Origin of the sequence: Neorhizobium sp. T25_27, from assembly GCF_002968565.1 — a bacterium.
Classification (GTDB): domain Bacteria; phylum Pseudomonadota; class Alphaproteobacteria; order Rhizobiales; family Rhizobiaceae; genus Neorhizobium; species Neorhizobium tomejilense.
This window is the reverse complement of the sequence record NZ_PVBJ01000005.1, coordinates 75,483-88,312: the sequence shown is the minus strand read 5'-3', so window position 1 is coordinate 88,312 and position 12,830 is coordinate 75,483. Positions and strand designations below refer to the sequence as shown.

Below are 12,830 nucleotides of genomic sequence, written 5' to 3'. Positions count from 1 at the left end.
TTTTGATTGTCTCATATGCCGTTTGATCTGAATCAGTTTTTAAGGTATCCCTTTTCACGCCGTAGCGATTTCTGGAATTATACCGCAGGGGGGATATTCATGACGGCGAGCGATAAGGCCTTTCTCCGACCGGCAATCGGTCTGGTTGGAATGATGTTCCTGTCGGCATGCACGTCGGCGCAGACGACGGCGTCGATCTCTCCCACCACCACGACGGTGAAGCCGGCGCCGGTCTCCAAGAAACAGGTCTACCATTACACGCCGGCCGATCGCGACTGCATGAAGCGGGCGATGTATTTCGAGTCCCAGCGATCGAGCCGTGAAGGGCTGATGGCAGTCGGCACCGTGATCATGAACCGGCTGACCTCCGACGCCTATCCGTCCACCATTTGCGGCATCGTCGCCCAGGAGCGGCAATTCGCACCGGGCGTGATGACCCGGGCGATGAATGAGGCGACGGTTCCGGAACTCGATGCCGCCGTCGATGCGATCATTCGCGGCGAGCGGAACCCGGAAGTCAAGGATGCCATGTTCTTTCACACGGCCGGCCTACGGTTCCCCTACCAGAACATGCATTATGTCACGGTTGCCGGCGGCAATGCGTTCTACGAGAAGCGCGGCAGGGACGGGGATCTGCAGACGCCACCGCCGAAGCCCGTCGATGAATACGTGCTCGCCCTTGTGCAGAGCAATCCCGACCCGTTCAGCCTGATCCAGGCCAAGGAATTCGACGTTGCGTCGATCCCGGCGACCGGCACGGATCCGATGGTGGCGACGAATGTCCCGGTTCCGATCGAGCGGCCGGATCCCCTGGCGATCCGTTCCGCCAGCATCCAGCCGGCTGGAACTCAGCCTGTAAAGCCTTCAGTCGCGCCGGTGATCCTTGCCAGCTCCATGAGCAATGAGTGGATGCTGCGTTTCGACACCGGCAACGCGAAGCCGATACCGACACCGTCGCCCAAACGATCGCCGGCCGGGGTCGACCGCTGATCCCTGAAGCCTATCCTGCCTTCTGCAGCTCGGCAGCCGCGGCATTGTCCTTGTCGTTGGCCCGCTGGTAGGCCTCGCGTAGCGCGAGCCGTCCGAAATACTGTTCGAATGCGGCGCGTTTTTCGATCGTGCCGAACTGCAAGCCGTAACCGAGTTGCGAGCCGACATAGACATCCGCGGCGCTGAACGTGTCGCCGGCGATATAGGCGTTCGCCCGGACAGCCGCCTCCAGCGTATCCATGACGCCCTGATAGGTGCCGTAACCGACCATCCGCTCGCGTTCCTTCGGCACTTCGAAGCCGAGCACGCGGTTGCTGACGGCTGCTTCCAGCGGACCGGCCGCAAAGAACATCCAGCGGTAATAATCGGCGCGCTTGGCAGGGGCGGGGGCAAGACCCGCCTGCGGAAAGATATCCGCCAGATAGGCGCAGATCGCCGCGCATTCGGTAACAATGGTCTTGCCGTGCATGATGCTCGGCACCTTGCCCATCGGGTTGACGCTTTTGTAGGTATCGCCCTTCATCGTCGTGCCGAAATGCAGGATTTCGGTACGATAGGGGACGTCGACCTCCTCCAGCATCCAGCGGGCAATCCGGCCGCGTGACATCGGGTTCGTGTAAAGCACAAGTTCATCTGACATGTGGTCCTCCCGGCAGTGATGTCTATGTTTTGGTGCAGCTTGCTTTTCAATCAAGGCGCCAGGGCGAATTAGAGCGCCTTCCGGTACTGGATGAAGCCGGAGTTTTGGGCGATGCGGTCGTAGAGCCGCCGTGCGGCCGCATTGCTCTCCTGCGTCAGCCAATAGAGCCGTCCGGCGCCGTTTGCGCGCGCGAGATCTGCCACCGCTTCGATCAGGGCTGCGCCGGTTCCGCGGCCGCGCAGGGTATTCTTGACATAGAGGTCCTGCAGATAACAGGTCGATTCGGGCAGCCAGCAGGATCGGTGGAAGATGACATGCGCGATGGCGATCATCTTGCCGGTCTCGTCGAATGCGCCGAGGGCATGCATCGGCTCGGCGGGATCGTGAAGCCGGCTCCAGGTGAGATCGTACATCTCCTTCGGCAACACGGTCTCGTAGAAGCGCAGATAGGCTTCCCAGAGCGGTTCCCAGGCGGTGCGGTCGGCTGGCTCGAGCGGACGGATGATCGCAGGTGTCGTCGTGGCGGTCATGGCGAAACTTCCTCACAAAAAGAAAACGGCGGAGATTGCTCCCCGCCGTCGAATGATTAGCCGATTTTTCGGACTTAGGCAGCCATGGCCACCTTGAGATTTTCGTCCACCTTGTCGAGAAAGGCGGTGGTCGAGAGCCACGGCTGATCCGGACCGATGAGCAGCGCCAGGTCCTTGGTCATGTAACCGGCTTCGACGGTGTCGACGCAGACCTTTTCGAGCGTCGAAGCGAACTTGGCGAGGTCGGCATTGTCGTCGAGCTTGGCGCGATGTGCGAGGCCACGGGTCCAGGCGAAGATCGAGGCGATCGAGTTCGTCGAGGTCTCCTGGCCCTTCTGGTGTTGGCGGTAGTGACGGGTAACGGTGCCGTGGGCGGCTTCCGCTTCGACGGTGCGGCCATCGGGCGAAAGCAGAACCGAGGTCATCAGGCCGAGCGAGCCAAAGCCCTGGGCAACGATGTCGGACTGAACGTCGCCGTCGTAGTTCTTGCAGGCCCAGACGTAGCCGCCGGACCACTTGAGCGCTGCTGCGACCATGTCGTCGATCAGGCGGTGTTCGTAGGTGATCTTCAGCGCGTCGAACTGTTCCTTGAATTCGGCATTGAAGATTTCTTCGAAGATATCCTTGAAGCGGCCGTCATAGGCCTTGAGGATGGTGTTCTTGGTCGACAGGTAGACCGGCCACTTGCGCATCAGGCCGTAGTTCAGCGAAGCACGGGCGAAATCGCGGATCGACTCGTCGAGGTTGTACATGGCCATGGCCACGCCGGCATCCGGAGCCTTGAACACTTCCTTCTCGATCACCTGGCCGTCTTCGCCAACGAACTTGATCGACAGCGTGCCCTTGCCAGGGAACTTGAAATCGGTTGCCTTGTACTGGTCGCCGAAGGCGTGACGGCCGACGACGATCGGCTTGGTCCAGCCCGGAACCAGGCGCGGCACGTTCTTGCAGATGATCGGCTCGCGGAAGATGACGCCGCCGAGAATGTTGCGGATCGTGCCGTTCGGGCTCTTCCACATTTCCTTGAGGTTGAATTCCTTGACGCGGGCTTCGTCCGGCGTGATCGTCGCGCACTTGATGCCGACGCCGTGCTTCTTGATGGCGTTGGCGGCGTCGATGGTCACCTGGTCGTTGGTGGCGTCGCGGTTCTCGACCGAGAGGTCGTAATATTCGATGTCGAGATCGAGATAGGGAAGGACCAGCTTGTCCTTGATGAGCTGCCAGATGATGCGGGTCATCTCGTCGCCGTCGAGATCGACGACCGGGTTGGCTACCTTGATCTTTTGCATGGAATTCCTCTTGGACATAGAAGGGACCTCAAGGTCCCGACGGGTGGACACCAGTGGGTGCGCTATAACATCGCCGGGCTGGAACGCAAAGGCATTGAGGCCATCATATGCGGCTTTTCGTGCGAGAAATCGCGGCGCGTCCGGACCTGCGGACGATTGCCCTTGCCAAACCATAATGCCTGATTAATGTCCGGCCAAATCGCTCTCCAACAGCCGGATTTGATCTTATGCGGACCTTGCCGCTTGCCCTTGCCTTTTCATTGATCTCGACCCTCACTGCGGCGGCTGATGTGACCGATCCCGTGAAAGAGGTGATGAAGATCACCGAGGACAACTGGAATACCGTCGACAGCGAATGGAAATACATCTTCGATGCCGATCCGTTGTCTCGCCTGTTCAGCAAGAAATTCCAGGGCGCCTATGCGGAAGCCGCCAAGCACCCGGCATACGATACGGAGAACAACCAGCCGGGCGACCCCTTCGGTTACGACGTGATCACCTCGTCGCAGGACGGCTGTCCGCTGAAGGACATCAAGACGACCTCGGCACCGGGCGCCAACGGCATGACCGATGTTACCGTGACCTTCAAGATGTGGACCTGCGTCGATGAGGCGGCGGTGAAGGACAGCGTCAACGAACTGCATTTCGACATCATCCAGGAAGCCGGCAAGCCGGTCATCGACGACATCCACCGCGTCGCCGATGGCGAGCGGGATTCGGTGATCGAAGAGATGCAGTCGATCGCCAAGGGCGAGTAACTCGGCGATGATCGGGCGGCATGTCGCTCTCTCGATCGTGGCCTTGAGACCCATGCTTGGTCTCGCCAAACCTTGCCCAGGCGATATAGTCGGCGGCCAGGAGCGGGTATCGGCACCCGCCTGAGGTAGTGGATGAGGTTTGCCGCGAAGATCCGAGACTGGCTGCTCGCCAACGACCCGGCGCTGTCGCGCCTGCGCATGGCGGGACGGGTGACCCTGACCGTCATCGCCGCGGTGGCCTGCCTTGCGCTCATCCACGTCGCCGGCCTGGCGTTACCGACGATCGCCTACGGACTTGCGATCATCCTGTCGATCGAAGGCGGCGTTGCTGTCCGCGACCGGCTGCCGTCCGACCAGCTGAAGACGCGGCTGATCGGCGGCGTGGTCAGCCTCGTCTGCGTCGGGCTGGCCGCTGTGCTCGAAGACTACCGCTACATTTCCGATCCGATGTTCCTGGTCGTCATCGCTGGCGCTACCGTCGGGCGCGTCTACGGACCGCGCGGATTTGCGGTCGGCATGTTCGCATTTACGTCCTATTTCATGGGCGCCTACCTCAAGCCGAGCCTTTCCGACCTTCCGCTCGGAGCCATCGGTCCGGTGATTGCGGTCGTTACCGGCCATCTGGTCCGCACCTATCTCTTACCGGACGACTGGCGGCGCGATCTTCTGCAGTCGCTGGTGGCGATCCAGGGCAGGGTGGGCAATATCCTGATGAAGCTCGCGGTTCTGTCGAGCGGCGGGATCGTCTCGGATGGTGACCGGCGCGAATTGCGGCAGCTCGAGGAGCGGTTGAAGGACGTCGTGCTGATGGCCGAAGGTTTCCTTCCCCGCACGGCAGACGGCACGATCGATCCGGAGGACGAACCGCTCACGTCTCTCACGATGAAAATCTTCGACGTGCATCTCGCTGCGGAAAGCGTGATCGTCCTCTCCTTCGAGGCGCTGCCGCCCTTCATGCTCGTCCATGCGCTGATCGAGGGCGACCAGGGCATGGCCGAGAAGATCGTGGCCAGCCCGGCGGTCGCGGGCGACGACCGGGTGGCGGAAAGCGCAGCCGCCCTGATCTGGCTGCAGAAGGTCAGGATGGCCTTGACCGAAGCCATCGAGGACGGGCGGCGCGACCGTTTCCGGGCCATCGAGGATGCCGCTGCCGCGCCGGCTTCGGCAAAAATCGATTTCTCGCTCAGGAACCCGGTGATGCGATCCGCGGTGCAGATCACGATCGCATCGAGCCTGGCGATGGTTTTCGGCCTGTTGTTGTCGCGCGACCGCTGGTTTTGGGCTGTGCTGACCGCCTTCCTGATCTTCACGAACACCAAGTCGCGCGGTGACGCGGCGATCAGAGCCCTTCAGCGCTCGATTGGCACGCTGCTCGGCATTGCATCCGGGCTCGTGCTGGCAACGCTGATCAGCGGTTATCCGCTGGTTTCCGTGCCGATCGCGGTGCTCTGCATCTTCCTCGGCTTCTACTGCCTGCAGATTTCCTATGCGGCGATGACCTTCTTCATCTCGATTGTGCTCTGCCTGGTCTATGGCCTGACCGGGGTGCTGACCCTCGACCTCCTGCAGCTCAGGATCGAGGAAACGCTGATCGGCGCGATTGCGGGAACCATCGTCGCCTTCCTCGTTTTCCCGGCATCGACCCGCTCGACCCTCGATCTCGCGCTGGGGCGCTGGTTCGATGGCCTGCGCGAACTTCTTTCCGCGGTCAGGGAGGGCCGGAGCGGTTTCGAGATCATCGCACTCTCTCACAAGCTCGATGCCGCCTATCGCGAGGTCACGCTCGCCGCGCGCCCGCTTGGCACCAGCTGGTCGGTCGTCAGCCGTCCGGGCCAGGTTCGCCAGACGCTCGGCATCTTCCTCGGCGCTACCTACTGGGCGCGGATCTTCGCCCGCAATGCGGTCCGGGCGGGAGAGAAGCCGGAAGGTGAGGTACTGGCGGCGCTGGAGGATGTATTGAACACTATCGGAGCGCTTTCGGCCCGCGGTTCGGAATGTTTCGTGGTAAAGCGCAAGCCGAGCCGAGCCGCCAGCCGCCATCTGCCGATCTTCAAGCACGGCAGTCGGGTTGGCGTCGAAATGATAGGCACGATGCTGGGCAGGCTTTATCCCGCAACGGCATGAGGCTTGCCGATTTCCTCAGGCACCGGTATTCCGGCCGTCGGATTTGGATACGGAAACAGAAATGTCAGGCACGAACAGCGAGCGCGAACTCATAGCCGAAGGACCGGCGGTCATCCTGGTCGAGCCGCAGCTCGGCGAGAATATCGGCATGGTGGCGCGCGCAATGGCCAATTTCGGCCTCGCGGAATTGCGCCTGGTCAAGCCGCGCGACGGTTGGCCGAGCGAAAAGGCTCGCTCCGCCGCCTCCAAGGCCGACCACGTCATCGACGGCACGAAGGTGTTCGAGACGCTCGAAGAGGCGATCGCTGACCTCAATTTCGTCTACGCGACGACGGCGCGCGAGCGTTACGGCTTCAAGCCGGTACGCTCGCCTGTGACCGCGGCCGAGACCCTGCGCACCAGGTTCAAGGCGGGCGAGAAGACCGGCATTCTCTTCGGCCGCGAACGCTGGGGCCTCACCAACGAGGAAGTTGCGCTCGCCGACGAGATCGTCACCTTTCCCGTCAACCCCGCCTTCGCTTCGCTGAACATCGCCCAGGCCGTGCTTCTGATGTCCTATGAATGGATGAAATCGGGCATGGACGATCTCACCGAGACCGTCTTCCTGCCGATCGAGCAGCGTCCTTCCACCAAGGAACAGGTCATTGGCCTGTTCGAGCACCTGGAAGAGGCATTGGACGCCCGCAATTATTTCCATCCGCCCGCGAAAAAGCCAAGAATGATCGACAACCTCCGCGCTGTCATCTCGCGGCGGGGTTTTACGGAGCAGGAGATCAGCGTGTTCCGGGGCGTCATCAACTCGCTCGACCGTTTTCCCCGCGGATGGTCGAAAAAGGACGGGCCGAAGCCTGAAAAGGCCGATCTGCCCAAAGGGGCATCTGGGGGGAAGACGGGGAATGACGCAGACGAATGAATCGAAACCCGTGCTGATGTTCGATTCGGGCATCGGCGGGCTGACGGTGCTGCGCGAGGCGCGCGTGCTGATCCCGGAACGCGGCTTCATCTATGTCGCCGACGATGCCGGTTTCCCCTACGGCGACTGGGAGGAGCCAGCCTTGCGCGAGAGGGTGATCGCGCTCTTTGCAAAACTCCTCGATGAATACGATCCCGAAGTCTGCGTCATTTCCTGCAATACCGCTTTCACCCTGGTCGGTGCGGATCTGCGCGAAACCTTTCCGAAGATGACCTTCGTCGGCACCGTTCCGGCGATTAAGCCGGCTGCCGAACGCACCCGCTCCGGCTTGGTCTCCGTTCTCGCGACCCCCGGCACGGTCAAGCGCGCCTATACCCGCGACCTTATCCAGTCTTTTGCCACCCAGTGTCATGTGCGTCTCGTCGGTTCGCAGAACCTCGCCCGCATGGCGGAGGCCTATATCCGCGGCGAGACGATTTCCGACGAGGCGGTGCTGGCCGAGATCGCGCCATGTTTCGTCGAGAAGGACGACAGGAAAACCGATATCGTCGTGCTCGCCTGCACCCATTACCCCTTCATGGCCAATGTGTTCCGCAGGCTTGCCCCCTGGCCGGTGGATTGGCTCGACCCCGCCGAGGCGATCGCCAGGCAGGCGCGCCGAAAAGTGCCGCTGGTCGAGGGCGCCGAACATCCCGATAACTACGATTTCGCCGTCTTCACCTCCGGCAATCCCGATTTCGCCACCCGCCGCCTGATGCAGGGTTTTGGTCTGAGGGCCTGAGCGCCATTGAGCAATGTGGCTTATTTGCCACGATTTTTTGGTGATAACTGCAATTCGCGATTGTGCGCTTGCTCATCGGGCGATCTCGTGTATTATTTATCCATTCCGCAAATCGAACACAGGAGGCGTGAAATGAAGTCCATTACCATGTATATGCGCCTTTCTGGCGGAACGGCTATTATGGCCTCGGTGTCTCGCACATCGATGCCGGCCGGCATGTGCTTCCAGGCTGTATAAGGCTGGATTTCCGCCGTTTTGGCACTTTTCCCATTGATCTGACGTGACCGGCTGACGACGCGATTTACCGCGTTTCCTCGTCCGCATCCGCACGTCTTTCTTCATCTCAGAGGACCTGGTCGCGACATGCGCCGGGACGAAAAATCATGCGTGAATCACAATTTATGGTTGCTGATACCCTTTCGGCTGCGGTTCATGAACTCTGCCGCGAACATGGCGTCTGGAAGACTGCCGGTGCACTGCTCCTGGCAGCCTGGAGACGTCGTCAAGAAGAGAACCGGATCTCCGATCTTTCCAATCGGATGCGCCGCGATGTCGGTTTCCCCGAACTCGAGGACGACCGCGGAAATGTCCGGTTCATCCTTTGGGACCTCCGGCTGTAAAAGGACTGAGATGGATCCCCGGCGGGCTTGCCGCCGGGGCCTCACGTGGAGGTCCTATGTCTGGAGCTGAAACAATGACGGCCGTCTTCCGCAAACTTTGCCGTGACGATATGGCGGAGGCTGCGAGCGTTCACCGTACTTCCTTCGACGAGCGGCTGCCGTGGCTCGCTCAGCTTCACACGCCGGAGGAGGATCGCGGATACTGGAGAGGACATCTCTTCGCGACCTGCGACATCTGGGGCGCCGAAAGGGACGGCACCCTGCTCGGCGTTATCGCCTTTCGCACGGATTGGGTCGACCAGCTCTATATCCTGCCGAGCGCGCAGGGGCAGGGGATAGGTTCCCGGCTTCTGGACATCGCGAAGGAAGCCCATCTGCAGCTTTTTCTCTGGACCTTCCAGCGCAATACCGCAGCCCGCCGTTTCTATGAGACGCGTGGTTTCGTCGCGACCGAGGAGACTGATGGCTCAGGCAATGAGGAGAAGGAGCCGGACGTGCTCTATCGCTGGCGCATGACGACTGAATAAACACCGCTTGCAAACTGAAAAATTCGGTGGCTTGCTCCCTCTATTCCATGGAGGAGAATCCGCATGTCGCTTGAACACTGGCTCGCTTTCGTCGCCGCTTCGTCGGTTCTCCTGGCCATTCCGGGGCCGACGATCCTGCTCGTCATTTCCTATGCGCTGAGCCATGGCCGCAAGGTGGCGTCCGCAACGGTTGCCGGCACGGCCTTGGGCGATTTCACGGCGATGACCGCGTCCATGCTCGGGTTGGGCGCATTGCTTGCGACCTCTGCAGCCCTCTTCACTGTGTTGAAATGGGTGGGCGCCGCCTATCTCATCTATCTCGGCATCAAGCTCTGGCGCGCGCCGGTTTCCGAGCGGGCCGCCGATCTCGGCGAGGCCGAGGTGACGTCCGTAAAACCCTTCAAGATTTTCCTGCACACCTATGTGGTCACCGCACTGAACCCGAAGAGCATCGTCTTCTTCGTGGCCTTCCTGCCGCAGTTCCTGGACCTCAGCCAGCCGCTGTTCTTCCAGATGGTGGTCTTCGAAGTGACCTTCCTGGTGCTCGCGACCCTGAACGCCACGCTCTACGGCCTGCTGGCCTCGATGGCGCGCAACACGATCCGCAAGCCGAAGGTCCAGCGGATCGTCAACCGCACCGGCGGTTCGTTGATGATCGGTGCCGGCCTGTTGTCGGTCGGCTTCAAGCGCGCAGCCGCCTGAGCTTCGTCAAGGAGGAACAGCTGATGATCACCGGGCGTTGCCATTGCGGCGAGACCGTTTTCGAGATCAAGGGTGAATTGCCGCAGGCACTCACCCGCTGCACCTGCACTTACTGCTCAAGGCGCGGCGCGCTCCATGCCTATTACGAGCCGACGCAGGTGAAGGTCACGGCCAATGCCGCGACCGACAAGGTCTATCGATGGAATTCCAAGATGGTGGCGCATCATTTCTGCGGTACATGCGGCTGCACCACCTATAGCGACAGCCCGGATTTCCAGATGGACGGCACCTGGGACGGCAAGACCCGGCGTATCGCCGTGAATGCACGATTGTTCGACGATTTCGATGCCGAGGAATGGCCTCACACGGTCATCGACGGCCGGCATCTCTGGTAGGAGAAGAGCGATGAGTGACGTGACCCTGCTTGCTTTCGCGATCGTCGCGTTCATCGGCATCGCCACGCCTGGGCCGACGGTGCTGCTGGCGCTCACCAACGGCTCGCGTTACGGCCTTCGCCGCGCCCTGCCGGGCATGGCGGGCGCGATGATCTCCGACTTCGTATTGATCGGCGCAGTAGCGCTCGGCCTCGGCGCATTGCTGGCGGCCTCCGAATTCTGGTTCTCGGTCGTCAAGTGGCTGGGTGCCGGTTATCTTGCATTTCTCGGCCTGATGCTCCTGCGCTCGAAAGGCTCGCTTGACGTAACGGCAGGCGATGCTGCGGCCGGTTCGGGTTCCGCAACGTCAATCTTCCTGAAGAGCTTCCTCGTCGCGGTGACCAATCCCAAGGGATACCTGTTCTTCTCGGCTTTCCTGCCGCAATTTATCGTGCCGGATGCGCCGCAGTTTCAGCAATATGCGATCCTGGCAATGGTCTTCGCGCTGATCGATTTTGCCGTTATGTTCGGTTATGCGCTGCTCGGCTCGCGTGCCGTGCATCTTCTGAAGAAGAAGGGTGCGCTCTGGCTCGACAGGCTCTGCGGTGGGGCGCTTCTGGCGCTTGCCGGCTCGCTGGCATTCTATCGTCGCGCGGCATCCTGAGCGGTTTCGCAAAGGCCTGTGCATTTTCGATCTTGCCCGGCGAAACGAATCCCGATCTCTGTTAGAGTTCCGGAGTCGCGGCTTCTAACGGTCACCGCGAAGAGACAGCATACGAGGTAAGTGCATTGCAGGTCGGCATCGATATGGGAATTGTGTCCGGGGGCGATCCGGCCAAGCTCGATATCGAGGAGCTTCTGGCGACCCGTCTGCTCGTGCAGGGAAATTCCGGCTCCGGCAAGTCGCATCTCCTGCGCCGCCTGCTGGAACAATCCGCGCCCTGGGTGCAGCAGGTGGTGATCGATCCAGAAGGCGATTTCGTCACTTTGTCTGAAAAATTCGGCCATGTGGTGGTCGATGGCGAGCGCAGCGAGGCCGAGCTTGCCGGCATCGCCAACCGTATCCGCAAGAATCGCGTCTCCTGCGTCCTGACGCTCGAGGGCCTCGATCTCGAAGAGCAGATGCGCGCTGCCGCCGCTTTCCTGAACGGCATGTTCGATGCCGACCGCGAATACTGGTATCCGGTCCTGGTCGTGGTCGACGAGGCGCAGATGTTTGCGCCATCGGTCGGCGGCGATGTGTCGGAAGACGCCAGAAAGCTTTCGCTCGGCGCCATGACCAACCTGATGTGCCGTGGTCGAAAGCGCGGCCTTGCCGGCGTCATCGCGACCCAGCGCCTCGCAAAGCTCGCCAAGAACGTCGCCGCCGAAGCCTCGAACTTCCTGATGGGCCGCACCTTCCTCGATATCGACATGGCCCGCGCCGCCGATCTGCTCGGCATGGATCGCCGCCAGGCGGAAATGTTCCGTGATCTGAAGCGTGGCAATTTCGTCGCCCTCGGCCCGGCTCTGTCGCGCCGTCCGTTGCCGATCGTCATCGGCACGGTCGAGACGTCGGCGCGCTCTTCGAGCCCGAAGCTGATGCCGCTGCCGGATGCACCGCAGGATGTCGAAGACCTGATCTTCACGCCGGATCCGGAAGAATTCACCCGGCCGATGGTCCGCCGCGCCCCGCCGGCGCCGCGGCCGACGACGGATATCCTGGCCGAATTGTCGCGCTCGACACCCGCCGCCATGGCTGCGCCGCAGGAGTCGCGTGTCGCCCAGCCGGAATTGTCCGCCGAAGAGCGCGAAGAACGGCTATCCGCCGTCCTGTCGGAAATTCTCGACGATCCGCAATCCGCCTACCGGACGGATTCCGTCCTATATCAGGATTTTCTGGTGCGCGCCCGGATGCGGCGCCTGCCGGGTCCGCCGCTCTCGCTCAGTGAATTCCGCCGCCGCACGGCGATCGCCCGCTCGGGGGTCGACGAGGAAACCGCTTCCAGCGAGGCCTGGGGGACGGCGCTGTCGCTGTCATCCGGCGTTTCGGATGACCTGCAGGGCGTTTTCCTGCTGATGGCGAAGGCGGCGATATCAGGCGAATCATGCCCGTCGGATGCGCGGATCGCCCGGGCCTACGGCACCCACTCGGCGCGTCGCGCCCGTCGTCTGCTCGGTTATTTCGAGGAACAGGGCCTGATCGTCGTGCATGCGGACTTTTCGGGCAAACGCATCGTCGCCTTCCCGGATCTGCAGGCGGAGACCGCGCCCGGCAGCGCCGATGCGCCGGATGAGGGCGAGGCGAGGGCCGCTGCCGAATAGGCGGTCAGTGGATGTGAAAATGCGCTTCCACCGCCGCGGCGATAAAGGCGCGCCGGGCCTCCGAAGGCCTCGACTTTCCCTTTAACGCTTCGTCGCAAACCTGTTCCGCCAGATGATGCTGGCTGCCGTGATAGGCCGGCCAGAAGCGGTCGAGGACTGTTTTCGCCTCGCGTACCGTCTTGACGGTGCGGACCATGCCGGTTTCGGGATTTTCGATCCTGATCGGGCTGCTCCAGACTTTCGATTTCATGACACGACACCTCCTTCCCTTAAGATGG

General features: G+C 61.6%; 15 protein-coding genes. 11 read left to right on the top strand and 4 right to left on the bottom strand.

All coding sequences use genetic code 11. The annotated features are described in order from the left end of the window. Window positions 1-99: 99 nt before the first annotated feature. A complete protein-coding gene (locus C5J24_RS16080; RefSeq protein ID WP_245446661.1) occupies window positions 100-990 on the top strand; it encodes a cell wall hydrolase in 891 nt (296 codons plus the stop codon). A gap of 10 nt (window positions 991-1,000) precedes the next feature. On the opposite strand, the gene C5J24_RS16075 is transcribed toward C5J24_RS16080, so the two are convergent. The 3 genes from C5J24_RS16075 to C5J24_RS16065 form a co-directional block, all read right to left on the bottom strand. Then, window positions 1,001-1,630 carry a glutathione S-transferase family protein gene (locus C5J24_RS16075; RefSeq protein ID WP_105419259.1) on the bottom strand — a complete coding sequence of 210 codons (630 nt, stop codon included), beginning with the start codon at window positions 1,628-1,630 and terminating at the stop codon, window positions 1,001-1,003. Window positions 1,631-1,698: 68 nt separating this feature from the next. Continuing rightward, window positions 1,699-2,160 carry a GNAT family N-acetyltransferase gene (locus C5J24_RS16070; RefSeq protein WP_038542420.1) on the bottom strand — a complete coding sequence of 154 codons (462 nt, stop codon included), beginning with the start codon at window positions 2,158-2,160 and terminating at the stop codon, window positions 1,699-1,701. A gap of 74 nt (window positions 2,161-2,234) precedes the next feature. Continuing rightward, on the bottom strand, window positions 2,235-3,449 hold the full coding sequence (locus tag C5J24_RS16065; protein ID WP_105419633.1) for an NADP-dependent isocitrate dehydrogenase: 1,215 nt from the start codon (window positions 3,447-3,449) through the stop codon (window positions 2,235-2,237). Between the two features lie 227 nt (window positions 3,450-3,676). Here C5J24_RS16065 and C5J24_RS16060 point away from each other — a divergent pair, with 227 nt between their 5' ends. From C5J24_RS16060 to C5J24_RS16015, 10 genes are all read left to right on the top strand, one after another. Further along, a complete protein-coding gene (locus C5J24_RS16060; RefSeq protein WP_105419258.1) occupies window positions 3,677-4,207 on the top strand; it encodes a hypothetical protein in 531 nt (176 codons plus the stop codon). A gap of 132 nt (window positions 4,208-4,339) precedes the next feature. Then, window positions 4,340-6,331 carry an FUSC family protein gene (locus tag C5J24_RS16055; protein ID WP_105419256.1) on the top strand — a complete coding sequence of 664 codons (1,992 nt, stop codon included), beginning with the start codon at window positions 4,340-4,342 and terminating at the stop codon, window positions 6,329-6,331. A gap of 61 nt (window positions 6,332-6,392) precedes the next feature. After that, window positions 6,393-7,244: an RNA methyltransferase gene (locus C5J24_RS16050; protein WP_105401193.1), complete on the top strand. Its 852-nt coding sequence runs from the start codon at window positions 6,393-6,395 to the stop codon at window positions 7,242-7,244. Beyond that, on the top strand, window positions 7,228-8,025 hold the full coding sequence (murI, locus tag C5J24_RS16045) for a glutamate racemase (RefSeq protein ID WP_105419254.1): 798 nt from the start codon (window positions 7,228-7,230) through the stop codon (window positions 8,023-8,025). Before C5J24_RS16050 ends, murI begins: the two co-directional genes overlap by 17 nt. Before the next feature lie 383 nt (window positions 8,026-8,408). Next, on the top strand, window positions 8,409-8,645 hold the full coding sequence (locus C5J24_RS16040) for a DUF1127 domain-containing protein (protein WP_105419252.1): 237 nt from the start codon (window positions 8,409-8,411) through the stop codon (window positions 8,643-8,645). Between the two features lie 74 nt (window positions 8,646-8,719). After that, a complete protein-coding gene (locus C5J24_RS16035; protein ID WP_105419250.1) occupies window positions 8,720-9,172 on the top strand; it encodes a GNAT family N-acetyltransferase in 453 nt (150 codons plus the stop codon). A 63-nt stretch (window positions 9,173-9,235) separates the two neighbouring features. Next, the gene (locus tag C5J24_RS16030; protein WP_105401198.1) at window positions 9,236-9,874 is read left to right on the top strand and encodes a LysE family translocator; all 639 of its coding nucleotides are present in this window, start codon (window positions 9,236-9,238) and stop codon (window positions 9,872-9,874) included. Between the two features lie 23 nt (window positions 9,875-9,897). After that, entirely contained in the window at window positions 9,898-10,269 is a 372-nt protein-coding gene (locus tag C5J24_RS16025; protein ID WP_105401199.1) for a GFA family protein, read from the top strand. Window positions 10,270-10,279: 10 nt separating this feature from the next. After that, complete coding sequence (locus C5J24_RS16020; RefSeq protein ID WP_105419248.1) at window positions 10,280-10,912, top strand: LysE family translocator; 633 nt, start codon at window positions 10,280-10,282, stop codon at window positions 10,910-10,912. A gap of 125 nt (window positions 10,913-11,037) precedes the next feature. Further along, window positions 11,038-12,552, top strand: a complete 1,515-nt coding sequence (locus C5J24_RS16015) for an ATP-binding protein (protein WP_105419246.1) — start codon at window positions 11,038-11,040, stop codon at window positions 12,550-12,552. A gap of 4 nt (window positions 12,553-12,556) precedes the next feature. Here the strand turns inward: C5J24_RS16015 and C5J24_RS31935 are convergent, their stop codons facing one another. Next, window positions 12,557-12,802, bottom strand: a complete 246-nt coding sequence (locus C5J24_RS31935; RefSeq protein WP_172724012.1) for a DUF982 domain-containing protein — start codon at window positions 12,800-12,802, stop codon at window positions 12,557-12,559. Between the last annotated feature and the right edge of the window lie 28 nt (window positions 12,803-12,830).

Coding starts and splice junctions, on each gene's coding strand:
- C5J24_RS16080 (WP_245446661.1), top strand. CDS start 100: ATGACGGCGAGCGATAAGGCCTTTCTCCGACCGGCAATCGGTCTGGTT.
- C5J24_RS16075 (WP_105419259.1), bottom strand. CDS start 1,630: ATGTCAGATGAACTTGTGCTTTACACGAACCCGATGTCACGCGGCCGG.
- C5J24_RS16070 (WP_038542420.1), bottom strand. CDS start 2,160: ATGACCGCCACGACGACACCTGCGATCATCCGTCCGCTCGAGCCAGCC.
- C5J24_RS16065 (WP_105419633.1), bottom strand. CDS start 3,449: ATGCAAAAGATCAAGGTAGCCAACCCGGTCGTCGATCTCGACGGCGAC.
- C5J24_RS16060 (WP_105419258.1), top strand. CDS start 3,677: ATGCGGACCTTGCCGCTTGCCCTTGCCTTTTCATTGATCTCGACCCTC.
- C5J24_RS16055 (WP_105419256.1), top strand. CDS start 4,340: ATGAGGTTTGCCGCGAAGATCCGAGACTGGCTGCTCGCCAACGACCCG.
- C5J24_RS16050 (WP_105401193.1), top strand. CDS start 6,393: ATGTCAGGCACGAACAGCGAGCGCGAACTCATAGCCGAAGGACCGGCG.
- murI (WP_105419254.1), top strand. CDS start 7,228: ATGACGCAGACGAATGAATCGAAACCCGTGCTGATGTTCGATTCGGGC.
- C5J24_RS16040 (WP_105419252.1), top strand. CDS start 8,409: ATGCGTGAATCACAATTTATGGTTGCTGATACCCTTTCGGCTGCGGTT.
- C5J24_RS16035 (WP_105419250.1), top strand. CDS start 8,720: ATGACGGCCGTCTTCCGCAAACTTTGCCGTGACGATATGGCGGAGGCT.
- C5J24_RS16030 (WP_105401198.1), top strand. CDS start 9,236: ATGTCGCTTGAACACTGGCTCGCTTTCGTCGCCGCTTCGTCGGTTCTC.
- C5J24_RS16025 (WP_105401199.1), top strand. CDS start 9,898: ATGATCACCGGGCGTTGCCATTGCGGCGAGACCGTTTTCGAGATCAAG.
- C5J24_RS16020 (WP_105419248.1), top strand. CDS start 10,280: ATGAGTGACGTGACCCTGCTTGCTTTCGCGATCGTCGCGTTCATCGGC.
- C5J24_RS31935 (WP_172724012.1), bottom strand. CDS start 12,802: ATGAAATCGAAAGTCTGGAGCAGCCCGATCAGGATCGAAAATCCCGAA.